Genomic DNA, 23607 nt, shown 5'->3' with positions numbered 1-23607 from the left:
AAGAACGGTTCAGGATTCGTCGCCGTCGAGCCGGAAGCCGACCTTCAACGTGACCTGGAAATGCGCCACGGCGCCGTTCTCGATGTGGCCGCGAGTTTCCACCACCTCGAACCATTCGAGGTTGCGCACCGTCTCGTTCGCCCGGGCGATGGCGGTGCGAATTGCCGCGTCACTGCTCTCGGTGGACGAGCCGACGATCTCGGTCACCCGGTACACGTTGCTGCTCATGGCATTCCCTTCGTGTCAGATTCGACGAACCAACTCCTGCGCCTCGGCGCCGAGCCTCGCAAGGCGAAGATCACCGAGAGCTGTCACAGCACTACCCAACCTGTTGGTGGTGAAACCGAGCGAGAGTCCGCTGGACAGGTCCGCATACGCGCCTGAACCGCCGACTCCGTAGTGGCCTATCGCATTCCGCGGCTGCCGCCGCGCGGCAATGATCGGCGGGTGGTAACCGAGAGTCCAGTTGGGCCGCACCGCCAGCACGTAATCCCGATCGCGAGTCTGGATGGTCGACATCTGGTCGATGGTCGATTCCTTCAGGAACCGCTTCCCGTCGATCACGCCGCCGTTCGCGATGGCGCCGTACATCTTCGCGAGAGCACGCGCGCTGAACACTCCGTTCCAGCCCGGCATGACGGCGTCGTGGACAGCCGGGTTGCGCACCATGACGTCGAAACCGTCCGGCATCGCGGCCTCCGCGAGTCCGCGAGTCGGACCGACGTGTGAGAGCACGGTCGACGCGAAGGCCCAGTTCAAGCCGGCAGGGTTGATATGTGGGAACAGCTTCGCGATCCGTGGACGCTCGGTTTCGGGTACGCGGTACCAGAATTCGTCGACGCCGAGGGGCTTCGCTATCTCCGCTTGTACGACGTCGATGAACGGCTGACCGGACACCCTGGCCACAAGTTCGGCTACCAACCAGCCGTAGGTCACAGCGTGATAGCCGGGGCCTCGAAGCCGACGCGGATCCGGCTTCTCGGCAGCCAGGGCGGCAACGACCGCGTCGTAGTCCATCAGGTCGAGGGGATGCGGCATGAGCCCGCGAACGCGGTGAAGGCCCGAGCGATGTGACATCAGTTCCCGGACGGTGATCTTGTCCTTGCCGGCCGCTGCGAATTCGGGCCAGTACTGAGCAACCGGAGAGTCGTAGTCGATCAGCCCGCGTTCGGCCAGTCGGTGAACGACGGTGCTGGCCACGCCCTTGCCGGTCGAGAAGGAAAGCGACACCGTGTCGTGGTCCCAGCGCCTGTCGCGGTCGGCATTGCCGGCCCAGATGTCGAGAACTTTCTCGCCGCCCAGGTACACGACCAGCGCGCCGCCGCCTTGTTGCGGTTGGCGATACATCGCGAAGAAGCGGTCGGCCAAGGGAAGGAATCGCCGGTCCACATACAGCTCGGTGCGCGAAGGCACCTCCACCCGGGCGAGCGAACCCCGTCGTGCATTGGGAGCCATCGCGTCCTCCGATCCCCGCTGATTCAAGTTGTCCGGTCACCGGATCGGTGGCAGGAGCTTGACACCATTGTGACCACTGTCACGCAAGAGGCTCAGGACCGGGGTGCACTCACGGGGTGACCCACGTCGAAGTGCCGTCGCTGACACATCCCTGACCTGTGGCAAGGTTGAAAACAAGGGTGGGACCACCCGAGCAGATCGCCCCGACGTCCGCGTCACCCACCGCCGCTCTGCCGCCAGGTCCGCTGAGCACCACGGCAAAGGGTGAGGAGTCTGTGCGACCGAGTGCGAGCGAACCCGGGCCGTACGCAACGGCGGCAAGCAGCCCACCGCGCGACTCCGCTGCAGCAACGCCGCCGAAGAGTCCGACGCCCGCCGACCGGCCACCGTCTCGCGAATCGGCGACGCCGACGCCATCGCCCTCCACGTGTGAAATCGCGTAACTGGAGGGATCTGCCACCGCTCGGCATGCGGATGACCCGTCGACGATCGTCTGATCTTGGCCGCGCGCCGAACAATCCAGCGTCGCGGCCGACGCTGTTCCGCTACCGAGTGACAATCCGAAGGCGGCAAGAATCACGCCACCCGCCGCTAAGCCTGCTCGCATTTTCCGGCGATCCATATCCAACCCCCACAGTGCATTCGACGTGACCGTACATTCGACGTCTAATCGAATTACCCGATATGTCCGCCTCTGACGCTACCCGTCTTTGTTCTTCCGATCGCGGTCCTTGCTCGGTTGAACACGTTTGGGTTCACCGGGCATTTTGGGATAGTTCGGCGGGTACGGCAGATCGCCAAGTCCCGCCGCCAGATCCTTCTCCCACATCTCCAACAGAACGTCGAGGGCAAAGGCCTTGTCGTGCATCGCTTCCATCGGATCACCACGATCGGCGAGCAAGCCGGGAACCGTGGCGATGGTGCAGTCGTCTGGATGCACGTCGCGCAGTTCGTCCCAGGTCACCGGCGTGGACACAGTTGCGATCGGCGTCTTACGAGCGGAATACGCCGCCGCGATCGTCCGGTCACGGGCATTCTGATTGAAGTCGATGAAGATCCGTTCACCCCGCTCTTCCTTCCACCACGCGGTTGTGGCGCGATCGGCACTACGACGTTCGACTTCACGGGCGAGGGCGATACCCGCGTGGCGGACCTCGACAAAATCCCAGCGCGCCTCGAGCGGGATGTAGACGTGAAGGCCTCGGCCACCGGACGTCTTGGGAAATCCTTCCAATCCCAACTCGGCGAGCAGAGGGCGAAGGACCTCGTCCGCGATGGCAACGGCCTCGTCGAACCCGGTCCCCGGTTGCGGATCGAGATCGATGCGGAGTTCGTCCGGGTGGTCGGTGTCCGGGCACCGCACGGCCCAGGGATGAAACGTGACAGTCCCGAGATTGGCGGCCCACACGATGTTCGCAGCACTTCGCACTCGAAGGACGTCGGCCTTGCGACCCGACGGGAACGTGACCTCGCAGGATTCGACGTGCTCGGGCCGCTTTGCCGGCAGCCGCTTCTGGTAAACCTCTTCGCCCTCGATGCCGTCGGGGAATCGCTGAAGATGCGTTGGCCGATCTTGGAGCGCCCGCAACGCTGCACCCTGCAGCGCCACCGTTCGGTAGTACTGGACAAGATGCCGTTTGGTTCCGCCGTCCTCACCCAACTGCGGATAGTAGATCTTGTCCGGGCTCGACAACCGGACCGCGATCCCGTCGACGTCCAGTTCCTCTGCGGGACTCGCCATCACTTACCACCTACAAGAACATCCGCGAAGTCGTATCGCACCGGAACCTCCAACTGATCGAAAGTGCATTCGTCGGGCACCCTGTCCGGACGCCAGCGCAGGAACCGCGCGGCGTGCCGAAAGCGTTCCCCTTCCATCTGGTCGTACGCCACTTCCAGCACCCGCTCAGGACGAAGCGGAATCCAGGAGCGGTCTGCGGCCGATCTCCACCGGCTGGCCTCTCCCTCGGCCACAACGTCGTCCCCGAGGCGCAAAGGTTCGAGTTCGGCCAACAACTCGATCCGCCGCGCCGCGGTGAAAGCCGAAGCGCCACCGATCATCTTCAATTCGGAACCGTCGAACAGACCCAGAAGCATCGACCCGATACCCGGCTGGCTCTTGTGCGGACGGTAGCCCAGCAGTACGACATCCGCGGTCCTGGCGTGTTTCACCTTGATCATCTCGCGCTTGTTCGGCAGGTACGGTCCCGCCAGCTTCTTGGCGACAACCCCGTCGAGACCCGCGCCTTCGAAGGTTTCGAACCAGGCCATTGCTTCGGCGCTGTCGGCCGTCGCTGCCGTGACGTGGCAACTCGGCCCGCCACCGACACAATCGAGGAGCAACGCACGTCGCACACCGAAGTCCTCGATCGAGACGTCGCGATCCCCGAGCGCCAGCAAATCGAACCCGACAAATTGCGCGGGCGTCTGTTCCGACAACAATGCGACGCGGCTCGCGGCGGGGTGAATCCGCTCGGAGAGCGCTTCCCAACTCAGGCGCGTCACACCGTCGATCTCACGGGGAACCACCAGTTCTCCGTCCACCACACATTTTTCGGGCAATTCAGACTTGACGGCTTCCACCGCCTCGGGAAAGTACCGCGCCAAGTCCTTTCCTCCTCGCGATCCGAGCACCACTTCGTCACCGTCACGAAAGATGATTGCTCGAAATCCGTCCCATTTCGGCTCGTACGACCACGTCGGGTCACCGGACTCGGGTTGAGGCGGCACAGTGGCCGCAGCCTTCGCGAGCATCGGGGCAAGCGGCGGCATCAGGGGTAGCTCCACCTACCCATACTGACAGTCCGGTTGGCAATTCGACTACCGATGTATTGGAATAGGTCCCGAACAATCTACGAACCAACAGAATTATCCAAGAATCAACAAAGGGGTCCTTATGTCCGGAATCGTCCGGCGACTTTGCACTGCGGTGATCGCAACTTCTGCAATCGCCGCCTTCACCGTCGGTTGCGGTTCCGACATCGAGCCGAAAGCCATTGCGGAATCATCTTCCTCGGTTGCCGATTCGACCACTACCTCCGCAGCCCCGACCACCTCGAAGATCACCGGCCAGGAGGGTTCGGACGACGGCGGCGACGTCGACATCGACGTGTCGATCGGTGATTGCGTCAAGCTCGGCGGTACCACGACGGCCGCGGAAATCGACAACGCGGACTGCGGTAGCAAGGATTCCAACTACAAGGTGGTCGCCAAGGTTCCCACCTCTGATCAGTGTGCCGCCGATGTCGACTCGTACTACTACGAGACCCTCGCGGGTGACGAGCAGGGCGCTGTCTGTCTCGACGTCGACTGGGTAGTCGGCGGATGCATGGACCTCGGCAGCGGAATGGACGAGCCCGCCCGCATCGAATGCTCGGATACCAGCGGCACCAATGTAGTCGAGGTCGTCGAAATCCTGCAGAACTCCACGTCGATCGACGAATGCGGTTCGGGGGCAGACTCGGGATTCGAGCACCCGGAACGGAAGTTCACGGTCTGCGTCGCAACGCTCTGATTCGAGCGCCCTCCCGAAAAACACCTGTGCGCCTTGTCAACCGATCTCGGTTGGCAAGGCGCACAGGTGTTTTCTACAGCCGGCGCTTTCTACAGCCGGCGCTTTCTACAACCAGCCCCGACGTTTGAAGATCGTGTAGAGACTTCCACACGTCAAGAACATCATCGAGAGCGCAAACGGATAGCCCAAGTGCCAGTGCAGTTCCGGCATGTCGTCGAAGTTCATTCCGTACACGGTTCCGATAAGCGTCGGCGCGAAGAGAATTGCCGCCCACGCCGAGACCTTCTTGATCTCCTCGTTCTGCGCGTAGCTCGCCTGCGTCAGATTGCGCATCTCCTCGTTCTGGTTCTGCGACACCAGAGTTGCGTTCACCGTGAGGATGTTTCCGAGCAACTGACGAAAGCCGTCGGCCCGCTCCACCACAGTCGTCGCATGGTCGGTGACGTCGCGGAGGTAACGCTGGAGTTCCTCGTCCGTGTGGTACTTGTCGAACCCCGCCGACAACCCACGCAGCATTCCCAGCAGCGGACGCGTCGCCCGCTGGAATTCGATCACCTCACGGGTCAGTTCGTAGATGCGACGCGAAACTCCGGGATCGCCACTGAACACTTCGGTTTCGATCTCGTCGATGTCGTTCTGCAGGCCGGCCACCACCGGGGCGTACCCGTCGACGACTGCGTCGAGAATGGCGTAGAGAACGGCCTCGGTACCCAACCGCAACAGGTCAGGATCGTTCTCCATGCGAGTCCGCACCGCCGAGAGATCCGGCGATTCACTGTGACGGACGGTCAGAATGAAGTTCGGACCACAGAAGATGTGCAACTCGCCGAATTCGACCCGCTCGGTCTCGTCGCGGTACCGCGCAGCACGCAGGACCACGAACAGTGTCTTGCCGTAGCGCTCGAGCTTGGGGCGCTGGTGCGCGACAATCGCATCCTCGACCGCCAGTTCGTGGAGGTCGAAATGTTGTGCAGCGGCATACAACTGGGCGTCGTCGGGCCGGTACATGCCGATCCACGCCATCGACTGCGAATCCGGAAGGCATGACAGTGCTTCCGCCAGCGTGGACGGCGACGCTATCCGCTCGCCGTCGCGGTACACGCCACTGTTGACGACGGTCGATTCGACGGGCGCCACCGCCTCGGGCGGGGCAGCCTTGACGACGGTGCGTGCGGCACGCGAGTGCCCGGGATGTGAGTCACCGAGACCCGCGGAACGACGTGGCAGTACCGAACGTGAACGACGAAATTCGCGCATGCTGAACAGCTTTCGAGGGAAGAGTGAACGACGACGCTTGCTTCACAGCAAAGCCGAAGCCGATGAACACACGATGAAGCTGCAGCAAAATACCGGAACAACCCGGGCGGCTACAGCTTCAGTTGGTACTCGGAGGTTGGCCACGCATTACAGCCACACCTCCTCTTCCCTGAATTCCTACGCAAGTCCGCGCACGACGCCAACATGCTACCCCGACTGTCAGAGCGGGACAAACCGAACGACAAGCCGCAGGACAGCACGAACCGGTCGGAGGAAACCCGCTCGACGAATGCAGCTTTCAGTCAGTTCGCAGCGCGCAATCCGCCGATCAAGAGTTCGACGATCTGGTCCGCCAACGACTCCGTCTCCGCCAAAGTCTGCCCTTCACGCCTTCGGTACCAGAGGTCGATGCCGTTGAGACTGCTGAGGAGTACTTTTGCCGCCATTCGCGGCGAGCTCGCACGAATGGAACCATCCGCGACACCTTCGGTCATCACGTCGACGAACAGATTCTCGTAGTCGAGTCGCAGCGAATTCAGTTCCACGAGGACTTGCTGTTGCCTCGGCTTGAGCGCGGAGTTCATCTGGCCCCGGACACCTTGGTGGATCGTGTGGTGGTACCCGAGATGTGTCATGAGATTGACCAGGTGGGCGTGCGACATCGCTTCGAGACGCGCGAGGCCGCTGTCTGCCCCGTCGATCCGAGACTCGACCTCGGCGCGGAGCAGGCTCATCCCGCGCTCGTAGATTGCCAGGTAGATGTCGAACTTCGAACGAAAGTGGTAGTAGACAAGACCTTTGGTGGCCCCGATTCGATCGGCCAGCAAATCCATGGTCGTGGCCGCGTAACCGTCTTCGGCAAAGGCGTCGGCGGCGCTGGTGATGATCGCGGATCGCACGTCCGGAAGATCACTACTCATTCGACTTCCACTCCCATTCGCACTGCCTGCCGGCCCTTGACTGTTTCCACGCTATCGCATAGTAATACTGAGTAGTATCCCAGATCAGAGAGGTTTTCCAATGTCGTTGGATTTTTCCGGCAAGGTAGCGATCATCACAGGCGCAGGCGGCGGACTCGGCCGTTCGCATGCATTGGCCCTCGCCGCACGCGGCGCACGCGTCGTCGTCAACGACATGGGTGGCTCGGTCAACGGCAGTGGCGGCGCTGATACCGCAGCAGCCAAAGTAGTGGCGGAAATCGTCGAGCTGGGTGGCGAGGCCATCGCGGACCACTGCGACATCACCGACGTCGACGCCGTCGCCGCCATGGTCGCGACGGCCGTGGACAAGTGGGGCCGCGTGGACATCCTGATCAACAACGCCGGAATCTTGCGCGACAAGTCGTTCATCAAGGCCGAGCTCGACGACTTCCGCAAAGTCATCGACGTGCATCTGATGGGTTCCGTCATCTGTTCCAAGGCAGTCTGGCCGCACATGGTCGAACAGAACTACGGACGCATCCTCATGACCACGTCGGCATCGGGAATTTACGGCAACTTCGGCCAGGCAAACTACGGCGCCGCGAAGTCCGGCGTCGTCGGCCTGATGAACGTTCTCGCTATCGAGGGCGAACGCAAGGGCATCCGCGTCAACTCGCTGGCCCCGACCGCCGCGACCCGCATGACCGAAGACCTCCTCGACGAGAAGACTCTCGCTCTGCTTGCACCCGAATCGATTTCACCCGGCGCACTGTTCATGGTCTCCGATGACGCACCGACCAAGACCATCCTCAGCGCTGGTGCCGGTGTCTTCGCGATCGCTCGCATGGAAGAGTCGCAGGGCGTGTACATCCCCGAAGGCGCACTCTCCCCTGAGGTCGTCGCCGAACGGTGGTCCGAGATCAGTGACATGACCAATTCCGTCCAGGTGCCCGCGGCGTTCGATCAGACCCGCCGGTTCGTCGAGAAAGCTGTAGCCGAGCAGCCTGCCAACTGAGCAGGGCAACCAGCCGACTGATCGATCCTGCTCCCCCTAAGGTGTGGTGGTGACCACACCAACGGGAGTTTCGATCGTCGACATCGTCGACAGACTGGGAATGACGTTCCTCAGCGGAGGCGACACCGTCGACGACGCCCGCACTGTCAGCCGAGTGACCCTGCACGAAGGGTCCGGAGTCACGCAAGGCAGTGCGGGCGCCGTCGTGCTCGGCGCAGGACTGGCCGATTCGGCCGACATTGCCACTGCAGTAAAAGAATACGGTTCGGCCGGAGCCGTCGCGCTGATCGTCAGGGAGCCATTGGCCGTCGACGAAAGCGTCGCACGGGCGGTCGCCGAAGCCGATATCGCACTACTGGGAATGGTCAAGGATGCAAGCTGGCTGCAAAGTGCGTCGCTGATCAACGAGATCCTCGAATCCGGCAACAACGGGGACCGCACGTCCGCCGCCGACGCCGACCTGTTCGATCTTGCCAACTCGATCGCTCAGGTATTGAACGGCCCGGTCACCATCGAGAATCAGTCGAGCCGGATCCTCGCGTTTTCGGCGGATCAAGCCTTCGGCGACGAGGCACGTAAGCAGAGCGTCCTCGGACATCAAGTGCCGCAGCACTATTCCGACCGGCTCAGGTCAATGGGGTACTTCAACAAGATCTACGGCTCTACCCTGCCGGTATTTCTACCGGGTATCGGGCCGGGCATCAGGCCCCGGGTCGGCATGCGAATACATGCGGCATCCCAGATCCTCGGTTCGATCTGGGTGATCTTGGACGAGGAGCCGAACGAATTGCAGGTGAAAACGCTCGTCGAGGCGGCGGGGGTAGCCGCGATGAGTTTGCTTCGCGCCAAGCTGGCCGCCGATTCCGCACGACGGCTGAGGTTGGGCGAGGTGATCACGCTACTGAGTGGCGGCACTTCGGCCAAGGAAGCGGCCGAGCGACTGGGCTACGGCCGCTCGAAAGCAAACGTACTTGCGGCCGGCTTCCGTAGCGGCGCCGGCGCATCGTTGGAGGCCGAAGCCGACGTCGATCAACTGGCCCTGACACTCAATACCTATCTCGACCAAGTATTTCCGTTGTCGGTGGCGGCAGCGATCGGCGGCACCGTCTACGCCGTCATCCCACACACCCGGCACCAGACCGACGACGACTACGTGCGTCGGATCGCGTCGGAGTTTGCAGACCGTTCCCGTTCGGAAAAGTCGGTGGTCATCGGAATCGGTGCGACAGTGGCCGACGTGATGACGCTGGAGAAGTCACGCGACGAAGCCGACCGAGCGCTTCGCGTTCTGAGGTCGACGTGGAATTCCTCGGGCCGGACCGTCGCGCGCGCCGACGACTTGCAGATCAATTCCCTACTTCTGCGCCTCTCCGACGCCCTGGCGGACGAGAACGAGACCGCGTCGGGTCCGCTCGCGGTACTGCGTGAGTACGACCGCACTCACGACATCAACCTCGTGGACACCCTTCGAGCCTGGCTCGACACGTTCGGCGACATTCCGGCGGCTGCGTCGTTGGTTCACATCCACGTCAACACATTCCGGTACCGCCTCAAGAAACTTGCCGGGATTGCCGGAATCGATCTCGATGATCCGGAAACTCGATTCAGCCTGATGCTCCAGCTTCGTCTCTTCTATCCGACAGCGTTGTAGCGATCTACCAAGTCTCACGAAACATTCGTAAATCCGGACGATGTTCTCCTCCTTTTGTTGGGTGAGGATTCAAGCAATCGTTTTTTGCTCCTGACCCGACAGACCTCGCGTCACTCGGGCGGGACTACACCTTCCGGAGGCACCATGAAACAACGGTCCTACGCACTGCTGGCTGCGGCAACTGGCACCGTTCTTGCCCTGACCGCGTGCTCATCGGGTGGCTCGTCGGGTTCGGGTTCGGGTGGGGGTGAACCCGTCACGGACGGCACCTTCAAATTGGCTCTCGTGGCCGACCCCGGCGCTCTGAATCCGCTGATGACGGCCGCATCGCCGGCGCACCAACTGGCGCGTCTGAGCTACGACTATCTGCTCCACCCGGATCCCGATACCGGAGTCACCAAGCCATGGCTCGCCGAGAAATGGGAAGAGACAACCACTTCCGCGTCCTTCACCATTCGCGACGGCGTCACCTGTACCGACGGATCCGCTCTGACTGCCCAGACTGTCGCCGACAACGTCAATTTCATCACCAACGCAGCAAACAAATCTGCACTCCGCGGGGTGTACGCACCGGCAACTGCGAGCGCCACCGCCGACCCTGCGACACGGACAGTGACGGTCACGACTCCGGAGCCCTCTCCGTTCCTGCTTCTCAACCTGGCGCGAATACCGATCATGTGCGAGGCCGGGTTGAAGGATCCGACGGCGGCAAACAAGACGACCTTCGGGTCGGGCATGTTCCAGATGACAGAGGCAGTCGCGAACGATCATTACTCCTACGTTCGGCGCGACGGCTACAACTGGGGACCGGACGGCACCACCTCGGATACGGCCGGAGTACCCAAGAATGTCGTCGCGTCCATCATCACGAACAACAGCACTGCGGCCAACCAGGTGTTGTCCGGCGATCTGAATGCCGCAGCAGTTTCGGGCCCCGACCAGGATCGCATGAACGCCGCGAACCTGGACACCGTCAAGCAGCCCGCTCCGGCGGGCGAGATGTTCTTCAACCACAGTCCCGGCAATCCGACGAGCGATCCTGCCGTCCGCAAGGCTCTGGTCCAGGCTCTCAATCTCGACGACCTCGCCGAGATCTTCACGGCCGGTCGCGGAACCAGATCGACCACGATGGTGTCCATCGAACCGCGGGCCTGCATCTACGACTCTGTCGCCGGAAACCTGCCGGACTTCGACACCAGTGCAGCCGCAGCAACTCTCGAGTCTGCGGGCTGGAAGGTCGGCGCGGACGGTAAGCGCAGCAAGGACGGCACACCGCTCCGAATTCGGATGGTCTACGAGACGTTCGGTGACGCGACCGATGCTGCCGCCGACGTCGCGGTCAACGCGTGGAACGACCTGGGCGCCACCATTGAACTCACCAGCGGCGACTCGAACAAGATTCTCGATGTAGCACTCAGCGGCAAGGACAACACGGCGTGGGATGTTGTGTGGGAGCCGATCAACGTCGCGCTGCCCAGCATGCTGGTCCCCTTCCTCTCCGGTCCTGTGCCCGCGGCGGGAATGAATTTTGCGTCGATCTCCAACCCGGCCTACGACGCAGCCGTCACCAAGGCTTCCGGGCTGACGGGCGAGGACGCTTGTGCCGCTTGGGCAGACGCCGAGTCCGAGATCATCAAAGCAAACTCGGCGGTACCTTTTGCCGACAAGATCACGACCCTCTACTTCAACAATGCGGGTCTTGCATTCGGCCGCAATTTCATCGGTTCGGCCCTGCGCCTGTACCAGTAGACCGCCGGTAGCGACCGGGGAAATCGTCGTGTTTCGCCGGTCGCTGTCGGTATACGGACAGGTATTCACCGATCCAGGCGGTTTTCGTGGGAGCGGACGAAAATCGACCCGATTTTCGTGAGGATCGACAGAGATGCGCGTCACGTCATGCGCCAAGATTTAGCAGTCAACACTCAATCGCGCCCTCACGTTTTTCGCTCGGGCCCCAGCTCCATCCCGGAGGCACCATGAAACACCGCTCCTATCCAACACTTGCGGCAGCCGCAGGGCTCACGCTTGTGTTGTCTGCTTGTGGCTCGGGAGGCACGTCCTCGGGCGCCAGTGGCGGTGAACCGGCCACGGACGGGACCTTCCGTTTCGCCCTGCAGGCCGATCCGGGCGCACTCAACCCGATCATGTCGGCCTCTCAGGCAACCGCCGAGTTGTCTCGTTTGGCCTACGACTACCTGATCTACCAGGATCCCGATACCAGCGAAGTCGGACCGTGGTTGGCGGAGAAGTGGGAGGAGACTCCGACCTCGGCGTCCTTCACCATCCGTGACGGGGTGACCTGTACCGACGGATCGACGCTGACTTCCCAGACCGTCGCGGACAACATCAACTTCGTCGCCAATCCGGACAACGGTTCACAGTTGCGCGGGTCCTCCGTTCCGACCGGTGCCACAGCAACCGCCGATCCGGCAGCGCGCACCGTCACGGTGACCACTGCGGCGCCGAGTCCGTTCCTGCTTCTCAACGTCGGTCGACTGCCGATCCTGTGCGAGGCCGGGCTGAAAGATCCGACAGCATCGAACAAGAAGTCGCTCGGCACCGGCATGTTCGAAGTCACCGAAGTCGCCGCCAACGACCACTACACGTTCCAGCGACGTGATGGCTACAACTGGGGCCCCGACGGCACCGCTTCCGATACCCCCGGCGTCCCCAAGACGGTCATCGCCGCCATGGCACCGAACGTGAGCACCGCCGCAAATCAGCTTCTCTCGGGTGAACTCAATGCAGCTCCGATCGCCGGGCCGGACAAGGACCGCGTCGCGGCAGCCAATCTGGACTCGGTTGGCCGGCCGGTACCCGCAGGCCAGATGTACTTCAACCAGATCGCCAGCAACCCCACCAGTGATCCGGCAGTGCGCAAGGCGCTGATCCAAGCGGTCAATCTCGACGACCTCACTCAGGTCATCACCGCCGGAAACGGGGTCCGGGCAACCAGTCTCGTCGCCGTCGAACCGCGCGCCTGTGTCTACGACTCTGTCGCAGGCAACATTCCGGACTTCGACCTCACAGCTGCAAAGGCAACACTGGACGGCGCTGGTTGGACTGCCGGCGCTGACGGCAAGCGAAGCAAGGATGGCAAGCCGCTCAATCTCCGCCTCGTGTACGACGGCACCGACGATCCGCGCAACGCGGCGGCAGAACTTGCTCAGTCGGCGTGGTCCGAACTCGGCGCAAACGTCGAGGTGACCGGTGGTGACTCGAACAAGATCATCGACGTCATTCTGAGCGGCAAGGACAACTCTGCCTGGGACATCGCCTGGGTCCAGATCAACTCCTCGCTGCCCAGCACGTTCACCGCGTACTTTGCCGGGCCGGTTCCCGCAGCAGGCAAGAATTTCGGATCGGTCAGCAACCCCGCCTACGAAGCAGCAGCCACCAAGGCTTCCGGTCTGACCGGTAGCGACGCTTGTGACGCTTGGGCCGACGCCGAGTCGGAGCTCACCAAGACGATCGCGGCCGTGCCCTTCGCGGATTCCGTCATGAACGTGTACTTCAACAAGGCCGGACTCTCATTCGGTAAGACGCTCACCGGTTCTGCGTTGCGTCTCTACCAGTAAGTCGTTTTCCCGCTCAGCATCTCTTCCCGCCCTGCATCTGTTCCCGCCCTCCGGAAAGACAGCCCATGAGTCAAACTATTGAAGCCGCGAAACCAGAAGCGGCGCCTCAGGCTCGAGCAAAGTGGCTCGAGTCCGACAGCTGGCCCGCATATCTTCTGCGTCGTTTCGGCACCTTCGTGATTTCACTCTGGGCGCTGGTGACTGCGGCGTTCCTGATGCTCCAACTGATTCCGGGCGACCCGGTTCGGTTGGCTCTGGGAATGAACGCACCGGTCGAACTGGTCGAGACAACGAGGTCTCAGCTCGGTTACGACCTTCCCTTGTGGCAGCAGTACTTCCGATTCGTCGGCGGGTTGCTGAGCGGGAATCCCGGTGACTCGATCACCTTGAGGACTCCGGTCTTCGAGGTGATCGCGTCCCGCCTCCCTGCAACACTCGAACTGGCTGTACTCACAGTCGTCACGGTGCTGCTACTGGGCATTCCGATCGGCCTCATCTTCGCTGCACTGACCCGCAACGGTCGACGACGCGGAGTCGAGATCGGTTACACCGCAACGTCAGGCACTATCGCCGTGATCCCCGAGTTCATGTTCGGTACGGCGCTGGTCTACCTCTTTGCCGTCACGTTCCCTGTTCTGCCCGTCGCCGGCCGAGGTGGACCGGAAAGCTACATCCTCCCGGTCGCGGCCATGTCGATCGGTGCCATCGCCTCGATGTCGCGCATCGTCCGTGCAGAGGCACTCGGCGTGTTGGACATGGACTACATCCGTACGGCGCGCGCCAAGCGAATGCCCGTGGCACGAATCTACTTCCGTCATGCAATGCCCAACCTCATGACGTCGACGCTGACGCTCGCCGGACTCCTCCTGGGTGGTCTGATTGCCGGCACCGTGCTCATCGAGAGCATCTTCGCCTGGCCCGGCATGGGCATGGCGCTGGTCAAGTCCATCACCGAGAAGGACTACCCGCTCGCCCAGACACTGGTCGTGATCTACGGCGCCATCGTCCTTCTCATCAATTTCATCGTCGACGTGGTGCTCGCTCTCATCGACCCACGATCCACAATTCGGGAGAACTGAGTTGAGCACCTCACCTACGGCCCCCACTGCGGCCCCCAAGACGCCCCCGCGACGACACTGGATCGTCGGAACGTTCCGCACCCCATTGGGAATCCTGGCCCTCACCTTCCTGACCGCTCTGATCGCCCTCGTCATCTTCGGACCGATGATCTGGGGTGACGCCGCTGTCGCAGCCAACCCGAAGGCACTCTCTCAGGGACCGAGTTCCGAGCACATCTTCGGCACCGACGCCGGCGGGCGTGACGTCTTCGCCCGCACGATGACCGCCGCGAGACTGTCGGTGCTCATGGCTCTCGGAGCCGTCGCACTCGGTGTCACAATTGGCCTGATACTCGGTACGCTCCCGACGCTCGCTCCCCGCTGGGTCGGACGAATGGTCGTGGCATTCCTCAACTTCGCCATCGCGTTCCCCGGACTGCTCCTCGCGATCTTCCTGTTGGTCGTTCTCGGACAGGGTGCGGGCAGCGCGGTGATCGCCATCGGCCTCGCCCTGGCCTCGCCGTTCGCGAGGTTGACGTACGCACTGGCTTCGTCGGTCAACGGACGCGACTTCATCGACGCAGCACGCATCCTCGGGGTCACCAAGCCGGGGCTGCTGTTCCGCCACATTCTCCCCAATATCCGTGAACCACTCATCGTCAATGCCAGCATCGCTGTCGGCAGCGGCCTGGTGGTCTTCGCCGGACTCTCGTTCCTCGGCTTGGGCATTCAGCCGCCTGCATTCGACTGGGGCCGGATGCTCAACGAAGGTCTGTCGAAGATCTTCGTCAACCCGGCCACCGCACTTGCCCCCGGCATCGCCGTCGTGCTCGCCGGCTTGACCTTCACGCTGCTCGGCGAGGCCATTGCTCGCGGCGCGGGAGTTCGCAGCCCGATCAGCAGTCGCCTGCCGAAGTGGAAGCCGATCAACCGGAAAACTGCCCAGGCCGATTCGGCGCCCAGTGACGAGGACGCAGTTCTCACCGTCCGCAACATGTCCGTCGCAGTCCCCGCGGGTGACGACTGGCGTCGCCCCGTCGACAACATCAGTTTTACAGTTCATCGCGGCGAAACCGTGGGCATCGTCGGTGAATCCGGCTCCGGAAAGTCACTGAGTTGCATGGCAATCGCGCAGCTGACCGACCACCCCACCGTGGTCGACGCCGGGCTCATCGAGTTCGACGGCACCGTGCTGATGAAGGACGGGAAGCGGCCGGACAACGCGGCTTCGCGCAAGGTTGCCCGCCAACTCGGCACACGTATGGCGATGGTGTTCCAGGATCCGATGTCGTCCATGAATCCGTCTCTCAAGGTCGGATACCAGGTCGCCGAGATCGGTTGGCTCCACGAAGGTATGAGCAAGGTCGACGCGAAGAAGGCGGCAGTCGAGCGACTGAACGCCGTCAAGATCCCCGACGCGCCCAGGCGTGCGAAGCAGTACCCCCACGAGTTCTCCGGCGGTATGCGTCAGCGCGCGATGATCGCCATGGGTCTGATGGGCAAGCCCGCTCTGATCATCGCGGACGAACCCACCACTGCGCTCGACGTGACCGTTCAGCGTGAGGTCCTCGGGCTGCTCCACGAGGTTCGCGAAGAAACCGGTGCCGCAATCCTTCTCATCTCGCACGATATGGCCGTCATCACCGGCATGTGCACCCGTGTCCTGGTCATGTTTGCCGGCGAAATCGTCGAAGACATCGCAGTCGACGATCTGATTGCCGGTCGTGCAAAGCATCCGTACACCCGCGCGCTGATCGCCGCGGTCCCCACCATGAGCACCGATCGCGACAAGCCGCTTGCCACCGTCGACGAAGCCTGGCAGGTGGAGAGCCTCGACGCCGAGGAGAGCACCGCCGACATCGAGTTGGAAGAACTGTTGGCTGTTGCAGAGGAGATCCGATGAGCAGGCTCGAATTCCGTGACGTCAACGTCCACCTCGGTAGCGGTTCGAAAAAATTCCACGCCGTCAAGAACATCAATCTCGACATCCCCTCCGGATCGGTGGTCGGTCTCGTCGGTGAATCGGGTTCCGGAAAGTCGACACTGGCGCGAGCAACTGTCGGCTTGGCCGAGCCCAGTTCCGGCCAGATCCTTCTCGACGGTGTGGACGTCGCTCACGCCCGCGGCGCGACCGCTCGTCTGCGCCACCGGATCCAGATGGTCTTCCAAGATCCGTACTCGTGCCTCGACCCGCGAATGACCATCGGCCAGTCACTCGCCGAGGCGCTGCGGTCCACCGAGCGTCGTGACAAAGCTCGCCGCAGCCGCGGCGACCGCGCTGCCGAGGTGGCTCGACTCCTCACCACCGTCCAACTGCCGGTGGAGAAGGCGCACGAATACCCGTCGTCGTTGTCTGGCGGTCAGCGCCAACGCGTTGCCCTCGCGCGGGCTTTGGCAGCCGCACCGGCAGTTCTGCTTGCCGACGAAATCACCTCCGCTCTGGACGTGTCCGTGCAGGGCGCGGTTCTGAATCTGTTAGTGGATCTGCAGAAGCAGCTAGGTCTGACGGTTCTGTTCGTCAGTCACAACCTGGCGGTGATCCGCTATGTCTGTGACCACGTCGCAGTCATGCTCGGCGGCGAGATCGTCGAACACGGGCCGGTTCTCGACGTGATCGATTCGCCCAAGGAGCCGTACACGGCAAAGCTGTTGTCCGCGATCCCGACCTTCGGGGAGCCGATGTTCCAATGACAACGCCGACCACTCTCGACTCCCCCGCTGCCGTAGCCCGTGCCGAAGAACGTCGTTCGGCGAGAATCCAGGATTACGCGTCCGTGGTTACACCGACCAGCATCGCCGTCTCGGCGTCGGGACGCATTGCATACGTACGTACCGAAGCGAATCCGGCCGCGGATACCAACGAGCACTCGATCTGGTTGGCTTCCCCGCAACTACAGCTCACCGCGGGACCTGCCGACACCTCGCCGGCATGGCATCCCGTTTCCACGCTGTTGGTCTTCGTTCGGCCGGATTCCTCGGGCACACCGCAACTGTGGAAGGTCGACGCCACCGGCGGGCCCGCCGTTCAGATGACCACCACGGCGCAGCTCCCGCTCGGCGCTGGGGCACCAGTGTTCTCTCCCGACGGTGCTCGAATCGCCTTCAGTGCCCCGGTCGACCGCACTGCCGCCGGATCGTCACACCTCTTGGTGGCGAAACGCCTTAACTACAAGGTCGACGGATCCGGTGTCCGGGGCAGCGTTCGGGCGCACTTGTTCGAGTTCGATCTGGCCGCCGGCTCGCTTCGGCAGCTGACGGACGGCGATTGGGACGCTTCGCATCCCGCGTACAGTCCCGACGGCACCGAACTTGCTTTCACCGCGGCGATGGACGGCAATGCCGATCTGACACGGGCGAGCTCCGCGTGGACCGTATCGCTGACTGATCTCGCCTCGGCTCCGCGGATGCTGGGGCACGCACGCGGCATCGCCGGACCACTTACGTGGACACCTGCCGGCGACGCCGTCGTAGCAGTCGGTTGGCACACGCCGATCATTCACAACAACGAACTTCTTGTCCTGCACCGCGACCAGCGAGTGGAAGACCGCAGTCTGACATCCGCACTCGACCGAAACGTCATGCCTGGCGGGACCGGTTATCCCGGTGGCGCACCGCGTTTCACCGCCGACGGCGACATCGTCTTCTGCATCCGCAACCACGGCTCCACCGAACTGCACAAGATCGATTTCGGATCAGGCTCCGTCTCACCACTTCTCACCGGAGAACAGACAGTGGTCTCCGGTCTTGCCCTGACATCCGGGAAGGCCGTCGTCGCGCTGGCAACGGCGACGTCCTTCGGTGAGGTCGCCGTCATCGATCTCGAGACTCGCGCAGTCGAAACCGTCACCGAATTGAACACGGAACTGACAACTTCCGTCGCGTTTCCAGTCGCCTCCGAGCGTTGGTTCGACATCAGCGACGGCACCCGTGTTCAAGGTTGGATCCTGCGCGACCCGAACGTCACGGGCGCCGGTCCGCTGGTTCTGGACGTCCACGGCGGACCACACAATGCCTGGACCGGTACACCCACCCCGATGCACGCGTACCACGCGGAACTGGTCGCGCTCGGATACACGGTCTTGATGATCAATCCGCGGGGAAGCGACGGCTACGGCAACGAGTTCTTCGACGGTGTGCGTGACGGTTGGGGTGAGGCGGATCGCGCCGACCTGCTCGAACCAGTCGAAACCCTTGTCGCCGAGGGGATGGCCGATCCGAAGCAACTGGTGCTCACGGGCTACAGCTACGGCGGATTCATGACGTGCGCCCTGACGTCCGTCACCGATCGGTTTGCCGTCGCAGTCGCCGGTGGCCTTGTCTGCGACATCGCGAACACGGCGGGCCCCTCGGACGAGGGCATCTTGCTGCAGACGGTCGAATTCGACCCGCAGTCATCTCGGGTACAGGAACTTTCGCCGCTGGGGCGAGTCTCCCAGGTGACGACACCGACGCTGATACTTCACGGCGGTAGCGACGTCCGCTGCCCGGTCAACCAGGCAGAACAGTGGTTCGGTGGACTGCGTTTGGCCGGCACCCCGACCGAACTGGTGGTCTTCCCGGACGCGTCGCATGCCTTTGTGCTGACGGGTCGACCCTCCCACCGTCTGGATTACAGCACCCGTCTCGTCGACTGGATCGAACGTCATCTCTCGCCTACGCCGGCACTGACCACGGTCGATCCCGACTACTGGCAGTACCGACTCGACACCCTGAGCGCGAAGTACGGGGTACCCGGTGCTTCGCTCGGAATTCTGACCACTACCCGCAGCGGTTTCGACCGCACCGTGGTGACGTCCGGTGTCGTCAGTACCCGCACCGGTGTCGCGGCCACTCCCGACACGTTGTTCCAGATGGGTTCGATCAGCAAGGTCTGGACGGCCACCCTGATCATGCAACTCGTCGAAGAAGGATTACTGGACCTCGACTCGCCTGTCCGGAACATCCTGCCGGACTTCGCAGTTGCCGACGCGGTAGCCACTGAAACGGTCACCACTCGCCACCTGTTGACTCACACCAGTGGCATCGACGGTGACGTCTTCATCGACGGCGGACGCGGCGACGACTGCGTCGAGCGATACGTCGCAGCCCTGACATCGACGGTGCAGCTCTTCGCACCCGGTACCGATTGGTCGTACTGCAACACCGGCTTCGTCATCGCCGGACGAATCATCGAGGTTCTCCGAGGCAAGAGTTGGGACGCGGTTCTGCGTGAGCGGATCATCGAGCCTCTCGGCCTGACCAAGACCACGACCTTGCCCGAGGAGACGGCACTGCACCGCGCTGCGGTCGGGCATGTCGGCGGTGCCGACAATCTCGCGCAGACACCACAATTCCTCATCCCTCGCTCGATGGGCCCCGCCGGTCTCATCAACAGCACCGCCGAGGACCTTCTTCTGTTCGCGCAGGATTCGATGCGCGAGGATCCGATTCTGCTTCAGCGGTCCACCCATCTGGCGATGCTCGAGGAGCGCCGCCAGATCGGAGAGGTGTCATCTGCAGACATCATGGGAACCACGTGGCTGCTGCACAATTGGGACGGGGTGCTGGCGCATGGCCACAACGGTGGAACCCTCGGACAGCAGTCCTTCTTGCGGGTGGTCCCGTCCCACGGCATTGCGGTAGTCCTGATGGCCAACGGCGGTGCGATGGACGCTCTCTCGGGCGACCTTCTCACCGAAGTCATCGGTTCCATCGGCGGCGTCGCCGTGACACCGGCATTTTCGCCTGGAGACCCCGCCACCCGCACCACGTCCTCACCTGAGGAACTCGATGCGCTGTGCGGTCTGTACCGCGATGCTGCTGCCGATTTCGTCCTGGAAAGAACCGGGAGTTCCCTGACCGCCCGCCGCACCGATCACATCGACCCTTCGGTCAACGCCGAAGGCGCAGAGTCCGTCTCTCTCAGCCTGATCGAAGTTCACCCTGGAGTATTCGCGACCCAACTACCTCAATCAGCGGGTTGGATCCGGATCACTTTCTCCGACAACGGGAGTACACAATTGCTACACGTCGGAAGCCGCGCGTATCCGCGAGTGAACAACCGATGACCATTCTCCGCGATCTGGCCGAGCGCCAACTTCCTCAGATCCTCGAGGACGCCATCGCGCTCATCGAAGTCGAGTCGCCGTCGCACGATCTCGAAGCTGTTGCCCGCAGCGCGAAGTGGACGTCAGACCTTGTCCACGAACGACTCGGAGTGACACCGGAGTCGATAGTGACGGAAGGCCGAACCCATCTGGTGACCCGTTTCGGCAGCTCACCGACGCGGCTGATGCTGCTCGGTCACCACGACACCGTGTGGCCGATCGGAACCCTGACGCGCCTACCCGCAGCGGTCACCGACGGCGCACTTCGAGGTCCGGGTGGCCTCGACATGAAACTTGGTGTCGTTCAGGCAATCCACGCCCTCGCCATCGTCCGAGAGTTGCACGGCGACGATGCACTCGACGGAATCACACTCCTGGTCACCGGTGACGAAGAAATCGGTTCGCCCACGTCGCGGTCACTGATCGAGAAACTCGCGGCGGGCGCGGTACTGGTTCTCGAGGCCGGCGGTGACGGCGGCGAACTGAAGACTGTCCGCAAGGGAGTGTCGCTGTATCGGATCCATGTTGCCGGTCGCGCCGCGCACGCCGGGCTGGAGCCGGAAAAGGGCATCAACGCTGCAGTAGAACTGGCTCGTCTCGTGATCGCGATCAACGACTTGTCCTCGCCGGCGCAGGCAACCACCGTCACCCCGACTGTCATTTCGGCCGGAACCACCACCAACACCGTTCCGGCAGAAGCTTTTGTCGATGTGGACGTGCGCGCAACCAGCGCTGCCGAGCAGGAACGGGTCGATGCGAATATCCGAGCCCTGCAGGCAATCCACCCCGAAGCCGTAGTCACGGTCTCGGGTGGCGTCAACCGTCCACCTCTCGAAGCGACGATGTCCGCACCGTTGCTGGCGTTGGCGGAACGTGTTGCGCTCGAGCATGATCTGACTCCTCCCGTCGGGCTCGCCGTAGGCGGAGCCTCGGACGGAAACTTCACTGCCGGTATCGGTATCCCCACCCTCGACGGCCTCGGTGGCGTCGGCGGCGGTGCACACGCCGAGACCGAGCATGCGCTCGTGTCCGCTATCGCCCCGAGGACGGCGTTGGTTGCGGGCCTTATTCGTTCGATCACGTCTGAAGGGGGCCCTCGTGTCGAAAAGCAAAGCGGTTGAGTTTCGAGAGCTGGTCGACAATCGCGAAATAGCCGATCTATCCGCCGTTTTCGATGAGATCTGGGCTACCAGCCCCGGACCGGCTCATTTCGGCACGGCGATGTTGGTTGCGCTTCATCACGGTGGTCACTACGTGGTGGGAGCCTTTTCCGAAGGCGAAATGATCGGTGGTTGTGTCGGATTCTTCGTCGAGCCTCTCGGCGAGGTTCTGCACTCACACATCGCCGGAGTACTACCGGGACACGCAGGCAAGGGAATCGGCCGCGCCCTCAAGCATCATCAGCGAGACTGGTGCATCGAGCGCGGTGTCAGGACGATCCGGTGGACCTTCGATCCACTGGTCGCACGAAATGCCTATTTCAACATTCAGCGTCTCGGTGCCGCACCGACCGAATACAACCCGGATTTCTACGGTTCGATGGCAGACGGCATCAACGCAGGCGACGCCAGCGATCGCATGCTCGTCAGTTGGGATCTCGACGTCGATGGATCTCCGAGTTCTGCTGTGGCCGTGAATGATACATTCAAGGTGCTTGAACCCACCGAGGACGGTACGCCTCGAATGCTCCCGATCCCACCCGACTGCATCGATATCGCAGTCGGAATACCCCGAGACATCGAGCATCTGAGAACAGTCGACCGCGCCTCTGCCTTTGCCTGGCGACACGCGCTTCGCGAGTACCTCGAACCACTGATCGCCTCGAAGGAATGGCAATCGACCGGCTTCGACCCCAGCGGCTATTACACGTTCACGAAAATCTGCGAGACAACCGGAGAAGAGCAAGTCCATGCACATTGAGTCCGTCGAATTGCGCGAACTGCGCATCCCTCTCGTCTCCCCCTTCACCACGTCATTCAGCACCCAGCTCGAGCGCAACACCCTCGTCCTGAAGGTGAGCGGCACCACCGACGGCCCCAACGGTCCGGTGGAGACTGTCGGCTGGGGCGAGTGCGGTTCGCTGAGCGATCCGTACTACAACTCGGAGTACACCGCTGGTGCGCGGGCGATGCTTCGCGAGTATCTCGTTCCGACGCTACGTAAGTCGCAGTCGGATCAGCCGCTCTCGGCCGAGACGGTCGGCAGTGTACTTCACCACATCGTGGGTCACCAGATGTCCAAGTCGGCTATCGAAATGGCAATTCTCGATGCTGAATTGCGCGCTCGCGGACAGTCTTTCGCTCGGTACCTCGGTGCCACTCGCACGCGAGTTCCCTCGGGAGTGTCCGTCGGCATCCAGGACAGCATCCCTCAGCTGCTCGAGACCGTCGGCAACTATCTGTCGCAGGGGTACGTGCGAATCAAGCTGAAGATCAAGCCGGGCTGGGACATCGCTCCCGTGGCTGCGGTGCGCAAGGAGTTCGGCTACGACGTTCCTCTGCAGGTCGACGCAAATGCCGCGTACACCCTCGTCGACGCGCAGTTGCTCCGTCGCCTGGACGAATTCGCATTGCTCCTCATCGAACAGCCGCTGGCCGAGGACGATTTGGTGCAGCACGCCAAGCTCGCCCAGTCCCTCTCGACTCCGATCTGCCTCGACGAGTCGGTCGAGTCGGCCAAGGATGCGGCGGATGCCATCACGCTCGGTGCCGCTTCGGTCATCAACATCAAGCCGAGCCGTGTCGGTGGATATCTGGAAGCCAAGCGCATCCACGATCTCGCCTCGGCACACGGTATCGCGGTGTGGTGCGGCGGAATGCTCGAGACCGGAATCGGCCGCGCCGCCAACGCGGCCCTCGCGGCGCTGGACGGGTTCACGCTGCCCGGCGACATCTCGGCGTCCGATCGCTTCTACAAGGAGGACATCACCGAACCGTTTGTCATCGAGGACGGCCACATCGCCGTGCCGCAGGGACCGGGCTTCGGTGTGACTCCACGTGAAGACGTCATGGATCGCTTCACGGTCGGAACCGAGACTCTGTAGGTCCACACAGTCACGCAGCAGCCACCTCCA

At 62.7% G+C, this 23607-nt stretch carries 19 protein-coding genes; 12 read left to right on the top strand and 7 right to left on the bottom strand.

Annotated features, from left to right (window positions below; genetic code table 11):
• Positions 1-9: 9 nt before the first annotated feature.
• The 5 genes from RE4_RS03870 to RE4_RS03850 form a co-directional block, all read right to left on the bottom strand.
• The gene (locus RE4_RS03870) at positions 10-228 is read right to left on the bottom strand and encodes a dodecin (protein WP_003939815.1); all 219 of its coding nucleotides are present in this window, start codon (positions 226-228) and stop codon (positions 10-12) included.
• A 15-nt stretch (positions 229-243) separates the two neighbouring features.
• Positions 244-1455 (bottom strand): serine hydrolase domain-containing protein, encoded by a 1212-nt coding sequence (locus RE4_RS03865; protein WP_060938019.1) that lies wholly within the window; start codon positions 1453-1455, stop codon positions 244-246.
• 109 nt (positions 1456-1564) lie between these two features.
• A complete protein-coding gene (locus tag RE4_RS03860) occupies positions 1565-2062 on the bottom strand; it encodes a DUF6764 family protein (protein ID WP_060938255.1) in 498 nt (165 codons plus the stop codon).
• Positions 2063-2155: 93 nt separating this feature from the next.
• A complete protein-coding gene (gene ligD, locus RE4_RS03855) occupies positions 2156-3196 on the bottom strand; it encodes a non-homologous end-joining DNA ligase (protein WP_019745224.1) in 1041 nt (346 codons plus the stop codon).
• Entirely contained in the window at positions 3196-4242 is a 1047-nt protein-coding gene (locus RE4_RS03850; protein WP_060938018.1) for an ATP-dependent DNA ligase, read from the bottom strand. The genes ligD and RE4_RS03850 overlap by 1 nt, the downstream gene beginning before the upstream one ends.
• 109 nt (positions 4243-4351) lie before the next feature.
• On the opposite strand from RE4_RS03850, the gene lppU reads away from it, so the two are divergent.
• Complete coding sequence (gene lppU / locus RE4_RS03845; protein WP_021332032.1) at positions 4352-4969, top strand: LppU family putative lipoprotein; 618 nt, start codon at positions 4352-4354, stop codon at positions 4967-4969.
• Positions 4970-5074: 105 nt separating this feature from the next.
• Here the strand turns inward: lppU and RE4_RS03840 are convergent, their stop codons facing one another.
• Together RE4_RS03840 and RE4_RS03835 are read right to left on the bottom strand one after the other, a co-directional pair.
• Positions 5075-6226, bottom strand: coding sequence for a magnesium and cobalt transport protein CorA (locus RE4_RS03840; RefSeq protein WP_007731382.1), 1152 nt, complete (start codon positions 6224-6226; stop codon positions 5075-5077).
• 302 nt (positions 6227-6528) lie between these two features.
• The gene (locus RE4_RS03835; RefSeq protein WP_020970727.1) at positions 6529-7146 is read right to left on the bottom strand and encodes a TetR/AcrR family transcriptional regulator; all 618 of its coding nucleotides are present in this window, start codon (positions 7144-7146) and stop codon (positions 6529-6531) included.
• A 100-nt stretch (positions 7147-7246) separates the two neighbouring features.
• Between RE4_RS03835 and RE4_RS03830 the strand changes: the two genes are divergently transcribed.
• The 11 genes from RE4_RS03830 to menC all read left to right on the top strand — a co-directional run bounded on the left by RE4_RS03830 (position 7247) and on the right by menC (position 23577).
• Positions 7247-8161 (top strand): SDR family NAD(P)-dependent oxidoreductase, encoded by a 915-nt coding sequence (locus RE4_RS03830; protein ID WP_019745228.1) that lies wholly within the window; start codon positions 7247-7249, stop codon positions 8159-8161.
• Between the two features lie 49 nt (positions 8162-8210).
• Positions 8211-9812 (top strand): PucR family transcriptional regulator, encoded by a 1602-nt coding sequence (locus tag RE4_RS03825; RefSeq protein WP_060938254.1) that lies wholly within the window; start codon positions 8211-8213, stop codon positions 9810-9812.
• Between the two features lie 144 nt (positions 9813-9956).
• On the top strand, positions 9957-11561 hold the full coding sequence (locus RE4_RS03820; protein WP_020970729.1) for an ABC transporter substrate-binding protein: 1605 nt from the start codon (positions 9957-9959) through the stop codon (positions 11559-11561).
• 227 nt (positions 11562-11788) lie between these two features.
• A complete protein-coding gene (locus RE4_RS03815; RefSeq protein WP_019745231.1) occupies positions 11789-13390 on the top strand; it encodes an ABC transporter substrate-binding protein in 1602 nt (533 codons plus the stop codon).
• 65 nt (positions 13391-13455) lie between these two features.
• Positions 13456-14469, top strand: coding sequence for an ABC transporter permease (locus RE4_RS03810; protein WP_019745232.1), 1014 nt, complete (start codon positions 13456-13458; stop codon positions 14467-14469).
• A gap of 1 nt (position 14470) precedes the next feature.
• Positions 14471-16351 carry a dipeptide/oligopeptide/nickel ABC transporter permease/ATP-binding protein gene (locus RE4_RS03805; RefSeq protein WP_020909058.1) on the top strand — a complete coding sequence of 627 codons (1881 nt, stop codon included), beginning with the start codon at positions 14471-14473 and terminating at the stop codon, positions 16349-16351.
• Complete coding sequence (locus RE4_RS03800) at positions 16348-17139, top strand: ABC transporter ATP-binding protein (RefSeq protein ID WP_003940215.1); 792 nt, start codon at positions 16348-16350, stop codon at positions 17137-17139. The genes RE4_RS03805 and RE4_RS03800 overlap by 4 nt, the downstream gene beginning before the upstream one ends.
• Positions 17136-20495 (top strand): serine hydrolase, encoded by a 3360-nt coding sequence (locus RE4_RS03795; protein ID WP_060938017.1) that lies wholly within the window; start codon positions 17136-17138, stop codon positions 20493-20495. Before RE4_RS03800 ends, RE4_RS03795 begins: the two co-directional genes overlap by 4 nt.
• Positions 20492-21655, top strand: a complete 1164-nt coding sequence (locus tag RE4_RS03790; RefSeq protein ID WP_060938016.1) for a M20/M25/M40 family metallo-hydrolase — start codon at positions 20492-20494, stop codon at positions 21653-21655. Before RE4_RS03795 ends, RE4_RS03790 begins: the two co-directional genes overlap by 4 nt.
• The gene (locus RE4_RS03785) at positions 21633-22454 is read left to right on the top strand and encodes a GNAT family N-acetyltransferase (RefSeq protein WP_020970733.1); all 822 of its coding nucleotides are present in this window, start codon (positions 21633-21635) and stop codon (positions 22452-22454) included. The genes RE4_RS03790 and RE4_RS03785 overlap by 23 nt, the downstream gene beginning before the upstream one ends.
• Positions 22444-23577: an o-succinylbenzoate synthase gene (gene menC, locus RE4_RS03780; protein WP_020909062.1), complete on the top strand. Its 1134-nt coding sequence runs from the start codon at positions 22444-22446 to the stop codon at positions 23575-23577. Before RE4_RS03785 ends, menC begins: the two co-directional genes overlap by 11 nt.
• Positions 23578-23607: the final 30 nt, after the last annotated feature.

It is taken from the genome of Rhodococcus erythropolis NBRC 15567 (assembly GCF_001552595.1).
GTDB classification, from domain to species: domain Bacteria; phylum Actinomycetota; class Actinomycetes; order Mycobacteriales; family Mycobacteriaceae; genus Rhodococcus_F; species Rhodococcus_F erythropolis.
This window is presented reverse-complemented; position numbering and strand designations above follow the sequence as displayed.